Source organism: Streptomyces sp. NPDC002088 (assembly GCF_040296605.1).
In the GTDB taxonomy this organism is placed as follows: Bacteria; Actinomycetota; Actinomycetes; order Streptomycetales; family Streptomycetaceae; genus Streptomyces.
Window position 1 is genome coordinate 50,736 of sequence record NZ_JBEOXO010000021.1, and the last position, 22,743, is coordinate 73,478.

The window sequence follows — 22,743 nt, forward strand, 5'->3', positions numbered from 1 at the left end:
CCGAGTGTCTGGGAAGCGATGAGTACGAACGTCCGGCGGTCGCTGCCCGCCACCGCGATACCCGACGGCTGTCTCCCCTGGAACGGGGAACAGGCACGCCGGTGGATACAGGTATTGCCGCCGAGGTGGGTGCCGGTGCGATGGGTCGGCTTGCCGGTCCTCAAGGTGGTGCTGCTGACGGGCGCGCTGGCCGCCCTGGGCCTGACCGAGGCCGGACTGCCGGAGTACCTCGCGGCGCTCGCCGCGCTCCACCTCGTCTGGTTGCCGCTGCGGCCCGAGATCGTACGGGTGTCGGCGCCGGCCTTGGCCCTCGTGGCCGTCGTCCAGCGTCCCGCGCCGGTGCTTGCCGTGGTCGCCGGTGCGCTCCTGCTGGCAGGGGGCTCCTGGACGATCGCCGCACTGCGGCTGCGGGCGCGGGCGGCGCAGCGGGAGGCGGCGCTGGCCGCGGCCGGCGGCGTGACCGCCCCGCTGCCGGACGCGGATCGGCCCCTCGGGCGCGGCCGGCTCCTCTCCGGGCTCGGGATCGCCCTGATCCTGGCGGGCGCCCCGCTGATCGCGACCGCCGGGATGTGGAACGTGTCGGAGCAACGACAGGCGGCGGCTGTCGCCGGCTTCTTCGTGGCCGGGCTGGGCGCCACCACGCTGCTCTCCGGGGTGCTGGGCCGGCGGCGGGCCACCGCACTGCGCGCCGCGCCGGCGCCCGTCCTGCGCGTCCTGATGCGCGAGGACGAGCACGCCGACGCGGAGGTCTTCGCGGCGGACGACGTGGCGGGTCTGCGACCGCTGTTCACCGTCGCCACGACCGAGCTGGACGACGACACGGATGACGACGAGGACGAGGCGGACGACAGGGCGAAGCTGGAGGAGGTTCTCGACCGGCTCGACGACGACCAGCCCGGGCCACTGCGTGAGGCCGTCCTGTACGGGGCGCCGTACGAGGGCGCCGAGGTCGTACTCGTCAGCGCCGCGGTGAAGCCGGGCGACCCGCCGGTGGCGGAACGGTCGTCCGGGCCCGTACGACCGCTGTCGGAGGGCGGCGTACGGCGCCGGCTCAAGCGGGAGAAGCGAACAGCCGCCCGGGCCGCGGCGGACGACGAACAGCACCTCGGCCTGGTGGCGGCCGCGCGCTTGACGAAGACGGTGCCGGTACGGCGCTGGCGTGCGGGCGCGGTGGACTGGCTGGCCGCTTTTCTGATGGTGCAGTGGGGCGTCTGGGGCTGCTGGGGGACGTTCACCGACGCGGACACCAGCCTGTGGCACTGGCAGCAGATCGCCACCGCCATCCTGGGCCTGTTCGGCGCGGCCCGCGTCCCCGTGAAGCTGTGCTGGCGCATCACCGCCGACCGCACCGGGCTCTGGCTGAACGGCCTGCGCGGGACCACCCACATCCCGTGGGACGACGTTCGCTCGGTCCGCCGGGAGTCCTTCGAGCTGAAGTTGCGCCGGCGCGGGGGCGAGTCCTGGGCGGTCTCCGCGCCCCGCTGGGCCCGGTTCCAGCGCATGCGCGGCCTGACCCACCCGTACGACGCCCTGGCCGCCGAAGTCACCGCCATGCACGCCGACCCCGCCCTGCGCCCCACCGGCGACAGCGAGGAACGCGAGCGGGGGCGCCCCCTGTGGCCGCTGGCCGTGCTGTTCGCCCTGCTGTGGATGACGGCGGTAGTGGGCAGCGAGTTGTGGTTCTAGGCCAGTTCCAGGCTGGGCGAGCGGGAGCGCCCCGGCGCGTAGGGATCAGATGCCGGCCGCCGCCGACAGGTCCCGCTTGATGTCCGCCAGCAGGGCGTCGGCCCGGGCGCGGGCCGCCGGGAGGTCGGCGTGAGTGCCGACGGGGACGACGACCTCCAGGTAGCACTTCAGTTTGGGCTCGGTGCCGCTGGGGCGGACGACGACGCGGGCGCCGTCGAGCGTGTAGCGCAGGCCGTCGGTGGGCGGGAGCGTGTCGGTGCCCCGGGTGAGGTCCTCGGCGCGGGTGATGGGCAGGCCGGCCAGTTCGGTCGGCGGCTGCTCGCGGAGCCGTCGCATGGCGTCGGCGATCACCGAGAGGTCCTCCACGCGGGCCGAGAGCTGGTCCGTGGCGTGCAGGCCGTGTTCCACGGCGAGGTCGTCGAGGAGGTCGAGAAGCGTGCGGCCCTCCTCCTTGAGCTCGGCGGCCAGTTCGGTGATGAGGAGGGCGGCGGTGATGCCGTCCTTGTCGCGTACGCCGTCGGGGTCGACGCAGTAGCCGAGGGCCTCCTCGTAGCCGTAGCGCAGGCCCTCCACCCGGGCGATCCACTTGAAGCCGGTGAGGGTCTCCTCGTACGGCAGACCGGCCTTCTCGGCGATCCGGCCGAGGAGCGAGGAGGAGACGATGGACTCGGCGAAGGTGCCGGTGGCTCCGCGCTGGACGAGGTGCGCCGCGAGGAGCGAGCCGACCTCGTCGCCGCGGAGCATGCGCCAGGCCCCGTTCTCCTTGACGGCCACGGCGCAGCGGTCGGCGTCGGGGTCGTTGGCGATGACCAGGTCGGGGTCGGTCTCGCGGGCCTTGGCGAAGGCCAGGTCCATGGCGCCGGGCTCTTCCGGGTTGGGGAAGGCGATGGTCGGGAAGTCCGGGTCGGGCTCGGCCTGCTCGGCGACGAGGACGGGCTCGGGGAAGCCGGCCCGGGCGAAGGCGGCGAGGAGGACGTCCTTGCCGACGCCGTGCATCGCCGTGTAGACGGTGCGGGCGGTGCGGGGGGAAGTGGGGGACAGGACGGCGTCCGTGCGGGCCAGGTAGGCGTTCAGGACGCTGTCGTCGAGGGATTCCCAGCCGGCCTCCGGGCGCGGGACGTCGTTCAGGGAGGCGATCGCGTCGATCTCGGCGGCGATCTCCGCGTCGGCGGGCGGAACGATCTGCGAACCGTCGCCGAGGTAGACCTTGTAGCCGTTGTCGCGGGGCGGGTTGTGGCTGGCGGTGACCTCGACTCCGGCGACCGCGCCGAGGTGCCTTATGGCGTAGGCGAGGACGGGGGTGGGGAGCGGGCGGGGGAGTACGGCGGCGCGGAGTCCCGCGCCCGTCATCACGGCCGCCGTGTCGCGGGCGAAGTCGGCGGACTTGTGGCGGGCGTCGTAGCCGATGACGACGAGGCCGTCGGTGCTGCCGTTCTTCTTCAGGTACGCGGCGAGGCCGGCCGCTGCACGGATGACGACCGAGCGGTTCATACGCATGGGGCCGGCGCCGAGTTCGCCGCGCAGGCCCGCCGTGCCGAACTGGAGGGTGCCGCTGAAGCGTGCGGCGAGCTCGGCGTGGTCCCCCGCGTCGATGAGCTCGGCGAGTTCCGCGCGGGTGTCCGCGTCGGGGTCCTCGGCCAGCCATGACGTGGCCCGTGCGATGAGATCGTCGTGCACGTTCGGTCCAACCTCTCGTCTTCTTCGTGCGAGTGCGTGCGGGTGCATGGGCGGTCGCGGCCCTGGGGGCCCTGCCCCCGGACCCCCGGCCCATGCCCGCCCACCACCCGACTCGACTCGGTTGGGTGAGAGGCGGAGGCCGAGGGGTACGTCGGGTTCCCTACAGGCGGCCCAGGACCTGGGCCAGCAGGGAGCCCATCCGGGCGGCGCTGTCGCGGCCGGCCTGGAGGACCTCCTCGTGGTTGAGAGGCTCGCCCGTCATGCCCGCCGCGAGGTTGGTCACGAGCGAGATGCCGAGCACCTCGGCGCCCGCCTCACGCGCCGCGATCGCCTCCAGGACCGTCGACATGCCGACGAGGTCCGCGCCGATGACGCGGGCCATGCGGATCTCGGCCGGAGTCTCGTAGTGCGGGCCGGGGAACTGCGCGTAGACGCCCTCCTCCAGGCTGGCGTCGATCTCCTTGCACAGGGCGCGCAGGCGCGGGGAGTAGAGGTCCGTGAGGTCCACGAAGTTCGCGCCGACGATCGGCGACGTCGCCGTGAGGTTGATGTGGTCGCTGATCAGGACCGGCTGCCCGGGACGCATGCCCTCGCGCAGACCTCCGCAGCCGTTGGTCAGGACCACGGTCTTGCAGCCCGCGGCCACCGCGGTGCGGACGCCGTGCGCGACGGAGGCGACGCCGCGGCCCTCGTAGTAGTGCGTGCGGCCCAGGAAGACGAGTGCGCGCTTCTCGCCGATCTTGTACGAGCGGATCTTGCCGCCGTGCCCCTCGACCGCCGGCGGCGGGAATCCGGGCAGCTCGGTGACCTGGAACTCGGCGTCGGGAGCCCCCAGGGCGTCGACGGCCGGTGCCCAGCCGGAGCCCATCACGAGGGCGACGTCGTGGGTCTCGGCGCCCGTGAGCTCGCGCAGGCGCGAGGCGGCCGCGTCGGCGGCGGCGTGGGGGTCGCCCTGGATGTCGTCCGGAAGAAGAGATGCGTTCACGCGATGAGGGTAGCCGGTTCAGGCCTACGCGCGTAGATGACGGAGCTCACCGGATGGCGATCGTTGTCTTGTCGTTTCCAACGAACAGCCCCGTGGGGGCGTTTTGGGCGAGGGTTCGGGAGAACGGTTCCGGAGCGAGGCTCGGCAGGGCTCAGCAGGGCCGCTTCCGCAGCTCCATCACATAGTCGTGCGGCGCCCCCGCCGACTCCGCCGCGTCCGCCACCTCACCCAGGTAGCGGGCGGAGGGCAGTCCGCCCTCGTAGCCGTTCAGTACGTACGCCCACGCCGACTCCTGCCCGTCCAGCGTGTGCACGCGCACCCGCACCCGGCGGTAGATGCCGAGGCCCACGCCCTCCCAGCGGTCCAGCGACTCCTCGTCCATGGGGGCGATGTCGTACAGCGCGACGAAGACCTGCGCGCCGGGGGACTCGACGACCGTGGCCAGCGCGCCCTCCCAGCCCAGCTGCTCGCCGCCGAACGTCAGTCGCCAGTTGTTCAGCCAGCCCGTCGCGCGCAGCGGCGAGTGCGGGGCGCGGCGGGACATCAGCCGCGCGTCGAGGTTGCCGGCGTACGCGGTGTAGAGCGACATGGGTCGAGAGTACGGCAGCCGCCACGCGCGTCACTCCCGTCCCGGCCGTACCCCTCGGTACCCCGCGCCCGGGCCCCCGGGCAGTAGCACCTCGAACCGTGCGGGAGAATGGAGTACGTGACTCGGATCGTGATCATCGGTGGCGGACCCGGCGGCTACGAAGCGGCGCTGGTGGCAGCGCAGCTCGGCGCGGAGGTGACCGTCGTCGACTGCGACGGTCTGGGCGGAGCGTCGGTGCTGACCGACTGCGTGCCGTCGAAGACTCTTATCGCTACGGCCGAGGTGATGACCACCTTCGACTCGTCGTACGAAGAGCTGGGGATCATCGTCGCCGACGACACCCCCCACATCGAGCAGTCCGCCCGGGTGGTCGGCGTGGACCTCGGCAAGGTCAACCGGCGTGTGAAGCGGCTCGCGCTCGCGCAGTCGCACGACATCACGGCCTCCGTGACGCGTGCCGGTGCGCGGGTCATGCGCGGGCGCGGCCGGCTGGAGGGCATGCAGGCTCTCGACGGCTCGCGCAAGGTCGTCGTCGCGGCCGCCGACGGCACCGAGGAGACCCTTGTCGCCGACGCCGTCCTCATCGCGACCGGCGGTCACCCGCGCGAGCTGCCGGACGCCCAGCCCGACGGCGAGCGCATCCTCAACTGGACCCAGGTCTACGACCTCACCGAGCTCCCCGAGGAGCTCATCGTGGTGGGTTCGGGTGTCACCGGTGCCGAGTTCGCCGGTGCCTACCAGGCGCTCGGCTCGAAGGTGACCCTCGTGTCGTCCCGCGACCGCGTGCTGCCCGGCGAGGACCCGGACGCCGCCGCCGTCCTCGAGGACGTCTTCCGCCGCCGCGGCATGAACGTCATGGCCCGCTCCCGCGCCTCCGCCGCCAAGCGCGTCGGCGACCGCGTCGAGGTCACGCTCGCCGACGGCCGGGTCATCACCGGCTCGCACTGCCTCATGGCCGTCGGCGCCATCCCCAACAGTGAGGGCATGGGTCTGGAGGAGGCCGGGGTCAAGCTCCGCGACTCCGGGCACATCTGGACCGACAAGGTCTCCAGGACCACCGCCCCCGGCGTGTACGCGGCCGGTGACGTGACGGGCGTCTTCGCCCTCGCCTCCGTCGCCGCCATGCAGGGACGTATCGCCATGTACCACTTCCTCGGCGACGCGGTGGCCCCGCTCAACCTCAAGACGGTCTCCTCGAACGTCTTCACCGACCCCGAGATCGCCACCGTCGGCTACAGCCAGGCCGACGTCGACGCCGGCAAGATCGAAGCCCGGGTCGTGAAGCTTCCGCTGCTGCGCAACCCGCGGGCCAAGATGCAGGGCATCCGGGACGGCTTCGTCAAGATCTTCTGCCGTCCGGGCACGGGCATCGTCGTCGGCGGTGTGGTCGTGGCGCCGCGCGCCTCGGAACTGATCCACCCCATCTCGATCGCCGTCGACAACAATCTGACGGTCGAACAGATCGCGAACGCGTTCACCGTGTACCCCTCCCTTTCGGGGTCGATCGCCGAGGTGGCACGGCAGCTGCACACCCGGAAGTCGGGCGACGAGGGCTGACGGCCGAAAGCGACTCCCCGCTGGTCACGGGGAGTTGTCGAGCATTCGTACGGCATAGTCGGCGCGACTAGGCCCTATACCACTCCGTGCCCTGCCATGCGAACAACTTCTGTTATTCGGCGCAAACTGCTGAAAGCAGACGGTCGTTGGGGTTACTGTCAGTTTCGTGTTCGCTGCAGAACGTCGCCAATTGATCCTCGAAATGGTGCGAGCGAACGGGGCCGTGTCGCTCCGTGAGCTCGCCCGCGTCGTCCAGACCTCCGAAGTGACCGTACGGCGGGACGTGCGCGCACTGGAGGCAGAAGGACTCCTCGACCGCCGGCACGGCGGTGCGGTACTGCCGGGCGGATTCACGCGGGAGTCCGGCTTTCCGCAGAAGTCTCATCTCGCGACCGCCGAGAAAACGGCCATCGCCGACCTCGCCGCCAACTTCGTGGAAGAGGGCGAGGCCATCGTGGTCGGGGCGGGAACCACCACACAGGAGCTGGCGCGCCGGCTCGCCCGGGTCCCCGGGCTGACCGTCGTCACCAACTCCCTCCTCGTCGCCCAGGCGTTGGCCCACGCCAACCGGGTGGAGGTCGTGATGACCGGCGGCACCCTGCGCGGTTCCAACTACGCCCTGGTCGGGAGTGGTGCCGAGCAGTCCCTGCAGGGGCTGCGGGTCTCGCGGGCCTTCCTCTCCGGCAGTGGTCTGACCGCCGAGCGCGGGCTGTCCACGTCCAACATGCTGTCGGCGTCCGTCGACCGGGCGCTCGTCCAGGCCGCAGCGGAGGTCGTCGTCCTCGCCGACCACACCAAGCTGGGTACGGACACCATGTTCCAGACCGTCCCCACCGACCTGATCACCCGCCTGATCACCGACGAACCCCCCGGCCACGACGACCGTGCCGCCACCGAGCTCCAGGCCCTCGCAGACCAGGGGGTGCAGATCGCCGTGGCCGGGGCGTCGGGAAGCCCGGGGGGTGATGCGGTCCCGGCGCGCCAGCAGCGCCGGGACGTGCCCCTCCCCGCCCCCCGCCGCGGCCAGGTCCCGGGTGCGGGCCCCGGCCTGAGGACCGCCGCGGTCCTGGGCGACCAGACACCGGCCACGGAACGGGCCCGCGTGGCGGACCTGCGACGCCGCTGAGACCTGCGGCGCCGGAGGGGGGCGCGGCGCTCCGCCTCTGCGGCCTCCGCCTCCGCGTGTGCGGCCATCGGCTCCGCCCTGCGGCCCTCCGTCCCCGCCCTGCCGTCCCCTGTCTCCGCTCTGTGGACCTTCATCCCCGCCCTGCCGTCCTCCATCTCCGCTCTGCGGTCCTCCGTGTCTGCTCTGCCGTCCCCCGTCTCTGTCCTGTGGACCTTCATCCCCGCCCTGCCGTCCCCCGCCCCCGCCCCCGCCCCCGCCCTGCGGATCTCCGTGCCTGCCCTGCCGTCACCGCCCCCGCAGCCTCCCCTGTGCCGCCGCCCCCACTGCTCCCACCTGCGCTTCTCTCGTGTCTCACCCTCCCGGTGAGCTCGCGCAAGAAGGCTTCCCGGGGCGCTCGGACGCCGTACCGTCGTCTCAGGGCTTCGGGCGGGAGCGGCGCCGGGAGAGTGTGATGGAGATCAGCGGGGCTGACGCGCGGCGCGTGCTGGAGCTGAGCCGTGAACTGGAGGACGCCACCAGTACGGAGGAGATGTGGGGGCGGGCCCTGTCCGCGGTGATGGAACTGGTGCCCGCCGACTCCGGACAGCGCTACTCCTTCTCCCTCGAGCCGCCGACCGCGTCCCTCTTCGCGGTCCCGTACGAAACCTTCCACCCGGACCCGAACGCCATCCACGAGCACCCCGAGGACCATCCGCTCACCGACGCCCTGCTGCTGACGACCGAGCCGCAGGCCTGGCGGGTGAGCGACGTCGCCAGTGACCGCCAGTGGTACGGCACCCACTGCTACAACCTCGACTTCCGCCCCTTCGGCATGCGCCGCCAGATCATCGCCAACGCCGCCGCCCGGCCAGGCCTCGCCGACGGCTACGCCCTCAACCGCAGCGGCAGCGACTTCTCCGAACGGGAACGCGATCTGCTGAGCTTCGCCCAGCTCCAGTTCGCCGGCCTGGAACGGCAACTGACCGCCCGGCAGCGCCTGCTCGCGCTCTCCGCCGCCGCCCTCGAACTCGCCGGCAGTCAGGGCTGCGGCCTCGCCCTGATCGACGAATCCGGCCGCCCCCAGCCCCTGAACGCCGTCGCCGCCGACCTCCTGTCCGCCGTGCACGACGACCCCCGGCTCACCGGAGGCACCTCCTTCACCACCCGCGACGTCGAGGTGCACCACATCCCCCCGGCCGCACCCGGACGCCCCGCCCTGCTCGTCCTGCGCGACCTCGCCCGCGGCCGCGCCGTGGCCCGGCTGTTCGGCGTCACCGAGCAGGAGCACCGCACCCTCCGCCACCTCCACAGCGGCCGTACGGCGACGGAGACGGCCCACCGGATGGGGCTCTCGCCGACCACCGTGCGGGGCTACATCGCCTCCCTGCACCGCAAACTGGAGGTCGGCCACACCGCCGCGCTGCTGCGCCGGGGACGCGACCTCGGGCTGCTCACGGACTGACCCGACACGACATGTCGCGACCCGTCAGAATTGACGGATGGTCATCGGCCACACCCCGCCGCTTCACTGACGGAAGGCGCCCCCGCACGGGGGCAGGCCGCAAGGGGGACTCCCATGACCACCACGCCGCCACGCGCACAGTCAGCAGCCACCACGGACCCCGGCCCGGCACCGGGCGTCGGCCGTATCGTCCTGGGGCTCACCGCGGTCCTCGGCCCGCTGCTGCTGGCCATCGCCACCGGCATCGTCCCGTACGGCACCGGCGACTCCGACGAGGACATCGTCAAGGACATCGCCGCCCACCGCACCCTCACCGAAGTCAGCGCCTGGGGCTGGATGCTCGGCGGGCTCGCCCTGGTGGTCGGCATCCTCGTGGTCGGCCTGCTCGCGATGCGGTACTCCCCGAAACTCGGCCTGTGGGGCCTGCTGCTGTTCGGCACCGGGCTGCTGGCGATCTCCTTCACCCCGTCGATGGACGTGGTGGCCCTCGGCGGCCTGGACAAGGGCGTGAGCCAGGACGCCCTGGTGAAGATCACGGACGGCACGTACGCGCTGCCGGTCGTGGGTGTCCCGACCCTGTACTTCGTCGCGGCGCACGTCGTCGGCGCGATCCTGCTCGGCACCGCCCTGCTGCGCGGCCGGGTGATCCCCGCCTGGGCCGCCTGGTCGCTGATCCTGGCCATGCCGATCAACGTGGCCGGATACGCGGGCAGCCTGATGCCCGTCACCGTCCTGTCGTTCCTGCTGCTGGCGACCGGCTTCGGCGCCGCCGGCCTCGTCGTCGTACGGCACGGCACCGGCTGGACACGCACCCCCTGAACCACCGGCACGGGGGACGGGGGAAACGAAACGCCCCGCGGACCGACTGCTCCGGTCCGCGGGGCGTTTCGACGTACGAGGGCGTCAGTCCTTGATCTCGCAGATCGCGGCGCCGGACGTGACGGACGCGCCGACGTCGGCGGTCAGGCCCTTGATGGTGCCGGAGCGGTGCGCGTTGAGCGGCTGCTCCATCTTCATCGCCTCGAGTACGACGACCAGGTCGCCCTCCTTGACCTCCTGGCCCTCCTCGACGGCGACCTTGACGATCGTGCCCTGCATCGGGGAGGCGAGGGTGTCGCCGGAGGCGACGGGGCCGGACTTCTTGGCCGCGCGGCGCTTGGGCTTGGCGCCCGCCGCGAGCCCGGTGCGGGCCAGGGTCATGCCGAGTGAGGACGGGAGGGAGACCTCGAGACGCTTGCCGCCGACCTCGACGACGATCGTCTCGCGGTCCCCGTCCTCCTCGGCCTCGCCGTCGGCGAGGGCCGCGAAGGGCTTGATCTCGTTGACGAACTCGGTCTCGATCCAGCGGGTGTGGACCGTGAAGGGGTCGTCGGAGCCGGTCAGCTCGGGGGCGAACGCCGGGTCCTTGACCACCGCGCGGTGGAACGGGATAGCCGTGGCCATGCCCTCGACCTGGAACTCCTCCAGAGCGCGGGACGCACGCTGGAGCGCCTGCTCGCGGGTGGCGCCGGTCACGATCAGCTTCGCCAGCAGGGAGTCCCAGGCCGGGCCGATGACGCTGCCGGACTCCACGCCCGCGTCCAGGCGGACGCCCGGGCCGGAAGGCGCGTCGAAGACGGTGACCGTGCCGGGGGCCGGGAGGAAGTTGCGGCCGGGGTCCTCGCCGTTGATGCGGAACTCGAAGGAGTGGCCGCGCAGGACGGGGTCGCCGTAGCCGAGTTCCTCGCCGTCGGCGATGCGGAACATCTCGCGCACGAGGTCGATGCCGGCGACCTCCTCGGTGACCGGGTGCTCGACCTGGAGGCGGGTGTTGACCTCGAGGAAGGAGATCGTGCCGTCGAGGCCGACGAGGAACTCGACGGTGCCCGCGCCGACGTAGCCGGCCTCCTTGAGGATGGCCTTGGAGGCGGTGTACAGCTGGTCGACCTGCTCGTCGGACAGGAACGGCGCGGGCGCCTCCTCGACCAGCTTCTGGTGGCGGCGCTGGAGCGAGCAGTCACGGGTCGACACGACGACCACGTTGCCGTGGCTGTCGGCGAGGCACTGCGTCTCCACGTGCCGCGGCTTGTCGAGGTAGCGCTCGACGAAGCACTCGCCGCGGCCGAAGGCGGCGACGGCCTCGCGGACCGCGGACTCGTACAGCTCGGGCACCTCTTCGAGGGTCCGGGCGACCTTCAGGCCACGCCCGCCACCGCCGAAGGCGGCCTTGATGGCGATGGGCAGCCCGTGCTCCTTGGCGAAGGCGACGACCTCGTCGGCGCCGGAGACCGGGTCGGGCGTGCCGGCCACCAGCGGCGCACCGGCGCGCTGGGCGATGTGCCGGGCGGCGACCTTGTCACCGAGGTCACGGATGGCCTGCGGCGGCGGACCGATCCAGATCAGGTCGGCGTCGAGGACGGCCTGGGCGAACTCGGCGTTCTCCGAGAGGAAGCCGTACCCGGGGTGGATGGCGTCCGCGCCCGACTCGCGCGCCGCGTTCAACACCTTGTCGATGTCGAGGTAGCTGGTCGCCGGCGTGTCACCGCCCAGGGCGAACGCCTCATCCGCGGCGCGGACATGCAGAGCGTCCCGGTCCGGGTCGGCGTACACGGCCACGCTCGCGATACCGGCATCCCGGCAGGCCCGGGCAACGCGGACAGCGATTTCGCCACGGTTGGCGATGAGCACCTTGCGCACGATTGAGGCTCCCTCCTTGAAACAAGCCGAGTTTAGGGACTGCCGACACGGCACTTCGACCCATCCCCAATGGTGAGCTTGCCCACACGGAGCGTGATGCGAGGCTCGCTCGACCCATGAAATCCCTTGTCGCACCTCGGTACGCAGGACTCCTCCCGGAAACCCTAGCCCTCCGGTGTGGTCAAGGTCTCTGTGAGAGCGTGCTGCGGCCCACTCCGTTTCTTTGTGGAGTCCCTACGAATGGCCCAATGATTCTTTGCCCTCGCCCGAACCCTTGTCCCGGGGTTTACCCGTTAGTAGCGTTCGCTCCCGAACGTACTAGGGGTAACAGCAGTCCTGCTCGGACGGCGGTCGAAAGTGGGTGGGCCGGTGGTGCGAAGACCGGTGGCGTGGGTGTTGGCGGTCGTGCTGTTCGTGGAGGCCCTGGGCATCGCGGCGGTCAACTGGTTCATGGGGGTCGTCGTGGACCGGCAGAACATGTCCCTGGCGGGCCTGGACCCCGACGTGATGTCGATGTCCTCGAAGATCGGCGGGATCGTCTTCGGGCTGTATTTCGCACTGTGTGGCCTGGTCGCGCTGCTCGTCGCCCTGCGGAACCGGGCGCCCGCCGGCTTCGGGCGGGTCCTGCTGATCAGCGCGGCCGTGGTGCACGGCCTGCTGGGCGCGTTCGCGTGGGGGCTGCTCGGCGTGACCCCCTTCGTGTTCATGCTGGTCGTGCTCGCGCTGATCGTGCTGCTGCTGATGACGTACGACCGTCAGGAGGGACCCGCGGCCGAGGAGCCCGGGAAGCCCGAGGAACCCCAGGACGGCTCCCCGCTCACCCCGCCGCCCGCGCCCAGCGCGACCTGATCAGCCTTCCCGGGACGTCCACAACTCCGTGATGCCGATGCCCAGTTCGGCCAGCAGCCGCCGCACGAGGGGCAGGCTGATGCCGATCACGTTGCCGTGGTCGCCGTCGATGCCCTCGATGAACGGCGCCGAGCGGCCGTCGAGGGTGAACGCCCCGGCGACGTGGAGGGGCTCGCCCGAGGCGACGTACGCGGCGATCTCGTCGTCGGTGGGGTCGCCGAAGCGGACGACGGTGGACGCGACGCCGGCCACGTACCGCTTGGCCGTCGTGTCCCAGACGCAGTGGCCCGTCTGAAGGGTTCCGGCCCGGCCGCGCATCGCCTTCCAGCGGGCGGTGGCCTCCTCGGCGTCGGCGGGCTTGCCGAGCGCCTGGCCGTCCAGTTCGAGCACTGAGTCGCAGCCGATCACCAGCGCGCCCTGGACGTCCGGCCTGGCCGCCACGACGGAGGCTTTCGCCTCGGCGAGGGCGAGCGCCAGCTCGGCGGGGGTGGGCGCGGTGACGGCGTCCTCGTCGACGCCGCTCACGAGTACCTCGGGGTCGAGTCCGGCCTGCCGCAGCAGTCCGAGCCGGGCGGGGGACTGGGAGGCGAGGACGAGTCGGCGGCGCGGCTGATCAGTCATGCGACCAGCGTATCGGCGGGGCCGCCCGCACGGCCGACCTGTTCACCTCGGTCCGGTTCAACTCAGCCCGATCACGATCATCGCGAGCACCATGGCCAGCGCCATGAGCACGCCGAGCCGCCGCAACATGACCTGCGTCTCGCGCAGTTCCTCCGGCGGCTCGTTCTCGGGGTCGGACCACAGCATGTGTCCCAGCCTGCGGCGATTCGGCACGGAGCGCCTGAGTACGCGTACTCAAACTTGCCCGCGACCTGTCCGTACGGCTGCCCGTACGGCGGCGGCCACCACCGGGGGTCCGGTGGTGGCCGCCGCCGTTGTGGCTGCTCCGTGGGCTAGCCGGGCCAGTACGTGCGGGCCCACGCCGACGGGCCCGGCCGGGGGACCGGGTGGCCGGCGATGCGGGCCGGGTCGGACCAGGAGTCCCGCGGGCCGGGCGCGCCGGGCGGCGTGGCTGCCGCCGCCGCGGCGCGCGCCCGGACCACCGCCAGTGCGGCGGCCAGCTCCTCCGGGGTCGGATTGCCCCGTACGACCTTGATCGTCACAACCGCTCCAGGGTCTAGAGGGGGATGTTGCCGTGCTTCTTCGGAGGCAGGGATTCCCGCTTGGTGCGCAGTTGACGCAGGCCGCGCACGATGTGCCGGCGGGTGTCCGACGGCATGATCACCGAGTCGATGTAGCCGCGCTCGGCCGCGATGTAGGGGTTGAGGAGGGTGTCCTCGTACTCCTGGATCAGCCGGGCCCGGGTCGCCTCCAGGTCACCGGTGGCCTCCGCGTCGGCGATCGTGCGGCGGTGCAGGATGTTGACCGCGCCCTGCGCGCCCATGACGGCGATCTGGGCGGTCGGCCAGGCGAGGTTGATGTCGGCGCCCAGGTGCTTGGAGCCCATGACGTCGTAGGCGCCGCCGAAGGCCTTGCGGGTGATCACCGTGATGAGCGGGACGGTGGCCTCGGCGTAGGCGTAGATCAGCTTGGCGCCGCGGCGGATGATGCCGTCGTGCTCCTGGTCGACGCCGGGCAGGAAGCCGGGCACGTCCACGAAGGTGAGGACCGGGATGTTGAAGGCGTCGCAGGTCCGCACGAAGCGGGCGGCCTTCTCGGACGCCTTGATGTCCAGGCAGCCGGCGAACTGCATCGGCTGGTTGGCGACGATGCCCACCGGGTGGCCCTCGACCCGGCCGTAGCCGGTGACGATGTTCGGCGCGAACAGCGGCTGCGTCTCGAAGAACTCGCCGTCGTCCAGAACGTGTTCGAGCACCGTGTGCATGTCGTACGGCTGGTTCGCGCTGTCCGGGACGAGCGTGTCCAGTTCGAGGTCCTCCGCGGTGACGGACAGGTCCGCCTCCTCCGGGAAGACCGGGGGCTCGGAGAGGTTGTTGGACGGCAGGTACGACAGCAGCTGCTTGATGTACTCGACGGCGTCCTTCTCGTCCCCGGCCATGTGGTGCGCCACGCCCGACACGGAGTTGTGGGTGCGGGCACCGCCCAGCTCCTCGAAGCCGACGTCCTCGCCGGTGACGGTCTTGATGACGTCCGGGCCGGTGATGAACATGTGCGAGGTCTGGTCGACCATGACCGTGAAGTCGGTGATGGCGGGCGAGTAGACGGCGCCGCCGGCACACGGGCCCACGACCAGGCTGATCTGCGGGATCACGCCCGACGCGTGCGTGTTGCGGCGGAAGATCTCGCCGTACGCGCCCAGCGAGGCGACGCCCTCCTGGATCCGGGCGCCACCGGAGTCGTTGATGCCGATGACCGGACAGCCGGTCTTCAGGGCGAAGTCCATGACCTTGACGATCTTCTGCCCGTAGACCTCGCCCAGGGCGCCGCCGAAGACGGTGAAGTCCTGGGAGAAGACGGCCACGGGGCGCCCGTCGACGGTGCCGTAGCCGGTGACGACGCCATCGCCGTACGGGCGTTTCTTCTCCAGGCCGAAGTCCGTCGAGCGGTGGCGCGTGAACTCGTCGAACTCGACGAAGGAGCCCTCGTCGAGCAGCAGCTCGATCCGCTCACGGGCCGTCAGTTTGCCCTTGGCGTGCTGCTTTTCGACGGCACGTTCCGAACCGGCGTGCGTCGCTTCCTGGATACGGCGCTGGAGATCCGCCAGCTTGCCCGCGGTGGTGTGGATGTCGATCTCTTCCGGCTCGGACATCGGGATGCGGCTCCCTGCCTGCTCAAAAGGGGGGACGGTTACTCATCCGTAGCGTAGTGGCGTGCCTACCAATCGGCAGTGCGGCGTTTACCACACCTAGGGTGGCTTGCATGACGCCGCGAGATGCCTCAGACGGAAATGACAGCCGCTGGTCCGATCTGGACCGTCCGCCCCTCAATGCGGCCGCGTTGCGCCGCGCGCTGGTGCGCGAGGGAGGCCTGTGGACAGAGGTGGAGGTGGTGCAGCAGACCGGTTCCACGAACTCCGATCTGGTGGCCCGGGCCGTCGGGGACAAGGCGGCCGAGGGTGCGGTCCTTGTCGCGGAGGAGCAGAGCGCCGGGCGCGGCCGCCTGGACCGCCAGTGGACGGCGCCGGCCCGTTCCGGCCTGTTCTTCTCCGTGCTGCTGCGGCCCAGCGACGTGCCGGTGGCCCGCTGGGGCTGGCTGCCGCTGCTCACCGGAGTGGCCGTGGCTACGGGGCTGGCCCGCGCGGCCGGCGTGGACACGGCCCTGAAGTGGCCCAACGACCTGCTGGTCACGATCGGGGGCGAGGAGCGCAAGGCGGGCGGGATCCTCGCGGAACGCGCCGGGGACGACGGGGTCGTCGTCGGGGTCGGCATCAACGTCACCCTCCGAGCGGAGGAGCTGCCCGTGCCGCAGGCGGGTTCGCTGGCCCTGGCCGGGGCAGTGACCACCGACCGGGATCCGCTGCTGCGGGCCGTGCTGCGGTCCCTGGAGGACTGGTACGGGCGCTGGCGGGCCGCCGGGGGCGATCCGGCGGCCAGCGGCCTCCAGGAGGCGTACGCGGCGGGCTGCGCGACGCTCGGCCGGACCGTACGGGCCGAGCTGCCGGGCGACCGCTCGATTGTCGGCGAGGCGGTGGCGGTCGACGGGGACGGACGGCTGGTGCTGGCCACGGGCGAAGGGGTACAGGAGCCGGTGGGCGCGGGCGACATCGTCCACCTCCGGCCGGCTTAGGGCGCGTGGGGCTCCGCCCCGGGCTTCTTCGGTGGGCTCGGGGCGCGGGGGGCTTCGCCTGGGCTTCTTCGGTGGGCTCGGGGCGCGGGGGGCTTCGCCCGGGGCTTCTTCGGTGGGCTCAGGAGGCTGGGGGCTCTGCTCCGGGCTTCTCCGGTCGGGTCTGGGGGCCGGGGGCTTCGCCCCGGACTCCTCCGGTCGGCCTAAGCAGCCTTGACGAAGACGGGTGCGGTATCGCGCCCCGTAAGGGGCGCGGGGCTGTGTCGATATGCGGCTCCGCCGCGTGGGCGCGACCAGCCTCCACCGGCCCGCGGGTTCGTCATCGCGCTTCCAGCGGAGCGCTCAGCCGCCGGGGGCTTCGCGCCGGGCTCCGGTCTTCGCCCGTCCGCCGCCCGACTCGCTCGGCCGGGAGGCCCAGCTCGTAGGGCTGTCGGTGACTGACGGAGTGAGCTGGCGCACACCTGCCGTAGAGTAAAGGCCGGTCGATACCTGACCGTGACAGATCGGAAGGGCAGCAGGCGTGACCGTCGACGACACGGGCTCCGGCACGGGCGCGCACGGCCGGGTGGACCCTCCCCCACTCTCGACTTCGCACGAGCGGGGGGACACCCACGCCGCGGACGCCGACGCCGAATCCGGCGAGGACCCGCTCGCCCTGCGCCTGGAGCAGCTCATCCTCGGCGCCGAGCGGCGCTACACCCCCTTTCAGGCGGCCCGCAGCGCCGGCGTCTCCGTGGAGCTGGCCACGCGCTTCTGGCGGGCCATGGGGTTCGCCGACATCGGCCAGGCCAAGGCGCTCACCGAGGCGGACGTACTCGCGCTGCGGCGGCTGTCCGGTCTCGTCGAGGCGGGGCTGTTGAGCGAGGCGATGGCGGTGCAGGTGGCGCGCTCCACCGGGCAGACCACCGCCCGGTTGGCGGAGTGGCAGATCGACTCCTTCCTGGAGGGCCTGACCGAGCCGCCCGAGCCGGGGATGACCCGCACCGAGGTGACGTACCCCATCGTCGAGCTGCTGCTGCCCGAGCTGGAGGAGTTCCTCGTCTACGTCTGGCGGCGGCAGCTCGCCGCGTCGGCCGGGCGGGTCGTGCAGGCCACCGACGACGAGGAGATGGTCGACCGGCGGCTCGCCGTCGGCTTCGCCGATCTCGTCGGGTTCACGCGGCTGACCCGCCGTATGGAGGAGGAGGAGCTCGGCGAACTCGTCGAGGCCTTCGAGACGACCGCCGCCGACCTGGTGGCCGCACGTGGTGGCCGGCTCATCAAGACGCTCGGCGACGAGGTGCTGTTCGCCGCCGACGACGCGGGTGTCGCCGCCGAGATCGCGCTGCGGCTCATCGAGACCATGGCCAACGACGAGACGATGCCCGAGCTGCGTGTCGGCATGGCCTTCGGCACGGTGACGACCCGGATGGGCGACGTCTTCGGTACGACGGTCAACCTGGCCTCGCGGCTGACGTCGATAGCTCCGCGCGACGCCGTCCTCGTCGACGGCGCCTTCGCCCAGGAGCTGATCCGCACCGGTGAGGCGCCGGTCTCCGAGGCGGAGGCGGCGGAGGCCGCGGCCGCCGCCGAGAAGGAGGGCGAGGAGCCGCCCACGTACCACTGCGCGCTGCGGCCGATGTGGCAGCGGCCGGTGCGCGGACTCGGCGTGGTCGAGCCGTGGCTGCTCACGCGCCGGGACGACGGCCGGCAGTAGACGACCAGCGGTGGCGGCCCGGGCCCGGGTCAGTGGGCGGCCGTGGTCAGCGGGTCCACACACAGGCCGATGATCGGGACACACAGGCCCGGACCGCCCGGCTGCTCCGGCTGCGGGGCCGGGGAGGCCGTGGTCGATGACGGCGCGGGGGCCGGAAGCGTCGGCTGCGGGGCGGCGCTCGTGGCGGGAGAACGGGGTGCGGTCGTGGGCGTCGGTGCGGTCGGGGTGCCGGCGGCGGGAGCCGCGGCCGAGGGCACGGCGGTCGCCGACGCCGACGAGGCGGGGGTGAAGCTGACACCGGGGGGCGGGGTCGTGCTCACCGCGCCCAGGACGGAGGTCGACGAAGGACTCACCCCGGGAACGGCCGCGACGGTGGCGGCCGCGCCGGTCGACCGGTCCCCGCCGGCGTCCGGGCCGGGGTCCGCCTCCGCCGTGCCGACTCCGCCGACACCGGAATCGGGCGCCATCCGTACGAGGCTCAGCACACCGGCGGCCAGCGCGAGCCCGCCGGCCGCGAGCAGTACCTTGCGGGGGCGGGGCCTGCGGTGACGGCCGCGTCCGCGGGGGGCCGGGGTGTACGGCTCCGCGGCTTCCGCGCCCGGGGCTTCCCTGTCCGTGATCTTCTCGACCGCTGTGTCCGTCATGGTGATCCCCTCCCCGATGCGCTCGTGCCCCCGATGCGCCGTGGCGGAGCGCACGTTATGCGCTCCCGTGGGCGGTGGGGTCGTAGTTGGGCGGGATGTCACTCGAACGGGGAATCGGTAGGTGACACGGGAACCGGTCTCGTGGGCGCTCGCCCTTTCCCGCGCGGGGCCCGGCTGCGATGATCGGGGCGATGTCGGCTGTTAACCCGCGTTAACCGGAGGGTGTTATGAGCGAGGAGCGGTTCGGGGAGTTCGTGCTGGTGAAGCGGCACGGTGACGGGCACGTCGCCGAGCTCGCCCTCGACCGGCCCAAGGCCATGAACGCCGTCTCGACCGAGATGGCCCGGTCGATCGCCGGGGCGTGCGCCGCGCTGGGCGCCGACCGGGATGTACGGGTGGTCGTGCTGACCTCGACGCACGAGCGGGCGTTCTGCGTCGGCGCCGACCTGAAGGAGCGCAACTCCTTCAGCGACGCCGAGCTGGTGCGGCAGCGGCCGGTGGCGCGGGGTGCGTACACCGGGGTGCTGGAGCTGCCGGTGCCGACGGTCGCGTCGGTGCACGGGTTCGCGCTCGGCGGGGGCTTCGAGCTCGCGCTGTCCTGCGATGTGATCGTGGCCGACCGTACGGCGGTGGTGGGGCTGCCGGAGGTGTCCGTGGGCGTGATTCCGGGCGGTGGAGGTACGCAGCTGCTGCCCCGCCGGATCGGGGCCGCGCGGGCGGCCGAGCTGATCTTCACGGCGCGGCGGGTCGAGGCCGTCGAGGCGCGGGAGCTGGGCCTGGTGGACGTGCTGGTGGAGGAGGGGCGGGACCGGGAGGAGGCGCTGGCCCTGGCGTCCCGGATCGCGGCCAACTCGCCGGTGGGGCTGCGGGCGGCGAAGCGGGCGCTGCGGCTCGGGCACGGGCTGGATCTGCGGGCGGGGCTGGAGGTCGAGGACGCGGCGTGGCGGTCGGTGGCGTTCTCGGGGGACCGGGCGGAGGGCGTGGCGGCGTTCAACGAGAAGCGGAAGCCGGAGTGGCCGGGGGAGTGAGCCGGAGGAGCGGGACGGGGGAGCGGGACGGCTGATCATCCATGCTGGGTCGGGGTCGGGGTCGGGGTCGGGGTCGGGGTCGGGGCTGGGGCTGGGTCCGGGGTCGGGTCCGGGGCGTGGCAGGGGCTCGTTTCCGCGTTTCGGCCGTCCGCGTTTCGGTCTCCGTGTTCCGGCGGCCCACCTGTTCTCGACCGTCCACCTGTTCGCCGTATCAATGTCCCGATTGGCATCAAACCTCCCTAACCTGGAGTGATGGGTGAGGACAGGCGGCTCGCGGCCGTAGTGGCGTTGGCGCAGGGCATGGCGGCGGCCCACGACCCGCGTGAGTCATGGCGGGCGGCGGCCCTCGGGGCGTGCCGGGCGCTGTCCGGGAACTTCGCCGCGCTGTCGACGTGGGAGCGGGAGCTCGGCCGGCTGCGGGTTCTCGTGAACGTGGGGGACCGGGCGCCGGACGAGGAGGAGTTCCCCGAGGGGGAGGCCTATCCGGTGCACCAGTTCCCGGAGATCACCGAGTTCCTGCACGAGCGCTGGGCCGCGGGCGGTGAGCCCGACGCCTGGGTCGAGACGGCCTTCGGCCCCGCCTCCGGTGGTTTCGGTTACTGCCATCAGCGGGTCGCTGCCTTGCGTCGGCGGGGGCGTGGGTGTTGTGTCGTTGCGCCCATCGTGCTGCACGGGCGTGCCTGGGGTGAGCTCTATGTCGCCCGCTCCGCCGACGATCCCGTCTTCGACCGCGCTGACGCCGACTTCGCCACCGTCCTGGCCTCCGTCGTCGCCGCCGGGATCGCCCAGATCGAGCAGCTGGAGGAGGCCCGCAGGCTCGCGTTCACCGACGCGCTCACCGGGCTCGCCAACCGCCGTGCCGTCGACGCACACCTCGACGAGGCGATCGAACGGCACCGGCGGGACGGTGCGCCGGTCAGCCTCGTCGTCTGCGACATCAACGGCCTCAAGCGCGTCAACGACACCCGCGGGCACGCCGTCGGCGACCGGCTCCTCGAACGGTTCGGGTCCGTCCTGTCACTGTGCGGAGCGATGCTGCCCGGCGCCCTCGCCGCCCGGCTCGGCGGGGACGAGTTCTGTCTCCTCGCCGTCGGCCCGCCCGCCGACGACGTGGTGAAGATCGCCGGCGAGCTGTGCCGCCGCGCGGCCGAGCTGGAGCTCGGCGACGGGGTCGCCTGCGGGGTCGCGTCCACCGAGAACGCCATCGGGCCCGTCCACTCGGCCCGTCGGCTGTTCCGGCTGGCCGACGCGGCCCAGTACCAGGCCAAGGCCGTCCGGGCGGCCAAGCCGGTCGTCGCCGGGCGGGAGGGCCCCGACGATCCCGTCGTACGACTGGCGGACGAGCCCTCGCGGGAGACGACCCCGGAGCGCCGCCGCTTCCGTGGGCGCCGCTGACGCCCCGGGCGTGTGACCGAATCGGTAAGGGGTGAACCGGCCATCCACTGGTGACATCCTGGAATTCAGTGCGTACGCTCCTGAATATGGATATGCACACTGTGGTGGTGGGGACGTCCGGGGTCACCGCGTCCGACGTTCTCGCCGTGGCGCGCGACGGCGCCCGGATCGAGCTCTCCGGCGAGGCGGTGGCGGCCCTCGCCGCGGCCCGCGAGATCGTGGACGCGCTGGCGGCCAAGCCTGAGCCCGTCTACGGCGTCTCCACCGGCTTCGGCGCGCTGGCGACCCGGCACATCAGCCCGGAACTGCGCGCCCAGCTCCAGCGCAACATCGTCCGCTCGCACGCCGCGGGTCTGGGACCCCGGGTGGAGCGGGAGGTCGTACGGGCCCTGATGTTCCTGCGGCTGAAGACCGTCTGCTCCGGGCACACCGGTGTGCGGCCCGAGGTCGCGCAGACCATGGCGGACGTGCTGAACGCCGGCATCACCCCGGTCGTGCACGAGTACGGCTCCCTCGGCTGCTCCGGCGACCTGGCACCGCTGTCCCACTGCGCCCTGACGCTCATGGGTGAGGGCGACGCCGAGGGGCGGGACGGGGTCGTCCGTCCCGCCGCCGAGCTTCTCGCGGAGCATGGCATCGCGCCCGTCGAGCTGCGCGAGAAGGAGGGCCTCGCCCTCCTCAACGGCACCGACGGCATGCTCGGCATGCTGATCATGGCCCTCGCCGACCTCGACACCCTCTACAAGTCCGCCGACGTCACCGCGGCGCTGTCGATGGAAGCCCTCCTCGGCACCGACAAGGTCCTCGCCCCCGAGCTGCACGCCATCCGCCCGCACCCGGGTCAGGGAGCCGCCGCCGCCAACATGCTGGCCGTGCTGAAGGGTTCGGGCCTGACCGGGCACCACCAGGACGACGCCCCGCGCGTCCAGGACGCCTACTCGGTGCGCTGTGCCCCGCAGGTCGCGGGCGCCGGCCGGGACACCATGGCGCACGCCCGGCTGGTCGCCGAGCGCGAGCTGGCGTCGGCCGTGGACAACCCGGTGGTCCTGCCCGACGGCCGGGTCGAGTCCAACGGCAACTTCCACGGCGCCCCGGTGGCCTACGTCCTCGACTTCCTCGCCATCGCCGCCGCCGACCTGGCCTCCATCGCCGAGCGCCGCACCGACCGGCTGCTGGACAAGAACCGCAGCCACGGTCTGCCGCCGTTCCTGGCGGACGACGCCGGCGTCGACTCCGGGCTCATGATCGCCCAGTACACGCAGGCCGCGCTGGTGAGCGAGCTGAAGCGGCTCGCGGTGCCCGCCTCGGCGGACTCGATCCCGTCCTCCGCCATGCAGGAGGACCACGTCTCCATGGGCTGGTCGGCGGCCCGCAAGCTGCGCACGGCCGTGGACAACCTCGCGCGCGTGCTCGCCGTGGAGCTGTACGCGGCCACCCGCGCCATCGAGCTGCGCGAGGGCCTCGCCCCGGCGCCGGCCTCGCAGGCGGCCATCGACGCCGTACGGGCGGCGGGTGTGCAGGGTCCCGGTCCGGACCGGTTCCTCGCGCCCGACCTCGCCGCCGCGGACGCGTTCGTGCGCGCGGGCCGGCTGGTGGAGGCCGTGGAGACGGTCACCGGGCCCTTGCAGTAGGACAGTTCGGGGCCCCGCC

At 72.5% G+C, this 22,743-nt stretch carries 20 protein-coding genes; 11 read left to right on the top strand and 9 right to left on the bottom strand.

Annotated features, from left to right (window positions below; all coding sequences use genetic code 11):
• Positions 1-18 precede the first annotated feature (18 nt).
• Complete coding sequence (locus ABT114_RS34985; protein ID WP_351146962.1) at positions 19-1,686, top strand: hypothetical protein; 1,668 nt, start codon at positions 19-21, stop codon at positions 1,684-1,686.
• Positions 1,687-1,731: 45 nt separating this feature from the next.
• Here ABT114_RS34985 and ABT114_RS34990 read toward each other — a convergent pair whose 3' ends face one another.
• The 3 genes from ABT114_RS34990 to ABT114_RS35000 all read right to left on the bottom strand — a co-directional run bounded on the left by ABT114_RS34990 (position 1,732) and on the right by ABT114_RS35000 (position 4,937).
• On the bottom strand, positions 1,732-3,363 hold the full coding sequence (locus ABT114_RS34990) for a phospho-sugar mutase (protein ID WP_351146963.1): 1,632 nt from the start codon (positions 3,361-3,363) through the stop codon (positions 1,732-1,734).
• A 160-nt stretch (positions 3,364-3,523) separates the two neighbouring features.
• Positions 3,524-4,348 carry a purine-nucleoside phosphorylase gene (locus ABT114_RS34995; protein WP_351146964.1) on the bottom strand — a complete coding sequence of 275 codons (825 nt, stop codon included), beginning with the start codon at positions 4,346-4,348 and terminating at the stop codon, positions 3,524-3,526.
• 151 nt (positions 4,349-4,499) lie between these two features.
• Entirely contained in the window at positions 4,500-4,937 is a 438-nt protein-coding gene (locus ABT114_RS35000) for a gamma-glutamylcyclotransferase family protein (RefSeq protein ID WP_351146965.1), read from the bottom strand.
• A 108-nt stretch (positions 4,938-5,045) separates the two neighbouring features.
• Here ABT114_RS35000 and ABT114_RS35005 point away from each other — a divergent pair, with 108 nt between their 5' ends.
• The 4 genes from ABT114_RS35005 to ABT114_RS35020 all read left to right on the top strand — a co-directional run bounded on the left by ABT114_RS35005 (position 5,046) and on the right by ABT114_RS35020 (position 9,880).
• A complete protein-coding gene (locus tag ABT114_RS35005; protein ID WP_351146966.1) occupies positions 5,046-6,494 on the top strand; it encodes an NAD(P)H-quinone dehydrogenase in 1,449 nt (482 codons plus the stop codon).
• Positions 6,495-6,660: 166 nt separating this feature from the next.
• Positions 6,661-7,620: a DeoR/GlpR family DNA-binding transcription regulator gene (locus ABT114_RS35010; RefSeq protein WP_351146967.1), complete on the top strand. Its 960-nt coding sequence runs from the start codon at positions 6,661-6,663 to the stop codon at positions 7,618-7,620.
• Between the two features lie 451 nt (positions 7,621-8,071).
• Complete coding sequence (locus ABT114_RS35015; RefSeq protein WP_351146968.1) at positions 8,072-9,061, top strand: response regulator transcription factor; 990 nt, start codon at positions 8,072-8,074, stop codon at positions 9,059-9,061.
• A 114-nt stretch (positions 9,062-9,175) separates the two neighbouring features.
• Positions 9,176-9,880, top strand: a complete 705-nt coding sequence (locus tag ABT114_RS35020) for a hypothetical protein (RefSeq protein WP_351146969.1) — start codon at positions 9,176-9,178, stop codon at positions 9,878-9,880.
• A gap of 84 nt (positions 9,881-9,964) precedes the next feature.
• On the opposite strand, the gene ABT114_RS35025 is transcribed toward ABT114_RS35020, so the two are convergent.
• A complete protein-coding gene (locus ABT114_RS35025) occupies positions 9,965-11,737 on the bottom strand; it encodes an acetyl/propionyl/methylcrotonyl-CoA carboxylase subunit alpha (protein WP_351146970.1) in 1,773 nt (590 codons plus the stop codon).
• Between the two features lie 384 nt (positions 11,738-12,121).
• On the opposite strand from ABT114_RS35025, the gene ABT114_RS35030 reads away from it, so the two are divergent.
• Complete coding sequence (locus ABT114_RS35030) at positions 12,122-12,586, top strand: hypothetical protein (RefSeq protein WP_351146971.1); 465 nt, start codon at positions 12,122-12,124, stop codon at positions 12,584-12,586.
• On the opposite strand, the gene ABT114_RS35035 is transcribed toward ABT114_RS35030, so the two are convergent.
• The 4 genes from ABT114_RS35035 to ABT114_RS35050 form a co-directional block, all read right to left on the bottom strand.
• On the bottom strand, positions 12,587-13,207 hold the full coding sequence (locus ABT114_RS35035; protein ID WP_351146972.1) for a Maf family protein: 621 nt from the start codon (positions 13,205-13,207) through the stop codon (positions 12,587-12,589).
• 57 nt (positions 13,208-13,264) lie between these two features.
• A complete protein-coding gene (gene mmpB / locus ABT114_RS35040) occupies positions 13,265-13,393 on the bottom strand; it encodes a morphogenic membrane protein MmpB (protein WP_351146973.1) in 129 nt (42 codons plus the stop codon).
• A 146-nt stretch (positions 13,394-13,539) separates the two neighbouring features.
• A complete protein-coding gene (locus ABT114_RS35045) occupies positions 13,540-13,749 on the bottom strand; it encodes an acyl-CoA carboxylase epsilon subunit (protein WP_351146974.1) in 210 nt (69 codons plus the stop codon).
• Positions 13,750-13,763: 14 nt separating this feature from the next.
• Positions 13,764-15,356, bottom strand: a complete 1,593-nt coding sequence (locus ABT114_RS35050) for an acyl-CoA carboxylase subunit beta (protein WP_351146975.1) — start codon at positions 15,354-15,356, stop codon at positions 13,764-13,766.
• Between the two features lie 110 nt (positions 15,357-15,466).
• Here ABT114_RS35050 and ABT114_RS35055 point away from each other — a divergent pair, with 110 nt between their 5' ends.
• Together ABT114_RS35055 and ABT114_RS35060 are read left to right on the top strand one after the other, a co-directional pair.
• Positions 15,467-16,333 (top strand): biotin--[acetyl-CoA-carboxylase] ligase, encoded by an 867-nt coding sequence (locus ABT114_RS35055; protein WP_351146976.1) that lies wholly within the window; start codon positions 15,467-15,469, stop codon positions 16,331-16,333.
• Positions 16,334-16,850: 517 nt separating this feature from the next.
• On the top strand, positions 16,851-18,026 hold the full coding sequence (locus ABT114_RS35060; protein ID WP_351146977.1) for an adenylate/guanylate cyclase domain-containing protein: 1,176 nt from the start codon (positions 16,851-16,853) through the stop codon (positions 18,024-18,026).
• A 29-nt stretch (positions 18,027-18,055) separates the two neighbouring features.
• Here ABT114_RS35060 and ABT114_RS35065 read toward each other — a convergent pair whose 3' ends face one another.
• The gene (locus tag ABT114_RS35065; RefSeq protein WP_351146978.1) at positions 18,056-18,670 is read right to left on the bottom strand and encodes a hypothetical protein; all 615 of its coding nucleotides are present in this window, start codon (positions 18,668-18,670) and stop codon (positions 18,056-18,058) included.
• 227 nt (positions 18,671-18,897) lie between these two features.
• Between ABT114_RS35065 and ABT114_RS35070 the strand changes: the two genes are divergently transcribed.
• The 3 genes from ABT114_RS35070 to hutH all read left to right on the top strand — a co-directional run bounded on the left by ABT114_RS35070 (position 18,898) and on the right by hutH (position 22,724).
• The gene (locus ABT114_RS35070) at positions 18,898-19,698 is read left to right on the top strand and encodes an enoyl-CoA hydratase/isomerase family protein (protein ID WP_351146979.1); all 801 of its coding nucleotides are present in this window, start codon (positions 18,898-18,900) and stop codon (positions 19,696-19,698) included.
• A 252-nt stretch (positions 19,699-19,950) separates the two neighbouring features.
• Positions 19,951-21,093 carry a GGDEF domain-containing protein gene (locus tag ABT114_RS35075; RefSeq protein WP_351146980.1) on the top strand — a complete coding sequence of 381 codons (1,143 nt, stop codon included), beginning with the start codon at positions 19,951-19,953 and terminating at the stop codon, positions 21,091-21,093.
• Between the two features lie 92 nt (positions 21,094-21,185).
• Positions 21,186-22,724 carry a histidine ammonia-lyase gene (hutH, locus tag ABT114_RS35080; RefSeq protein ID WP_351147164.1) on the top strand — a complete coding sequence of 513 codons (1,539 nt, stop codon included), beginning with the start codon at positions 21,186-21,188 and terminating at the stop codon, positions 22,722-22,724.
• The last annotated feature ends 19 nt before the right edge of the window (positions 22,725-22,743 follow it).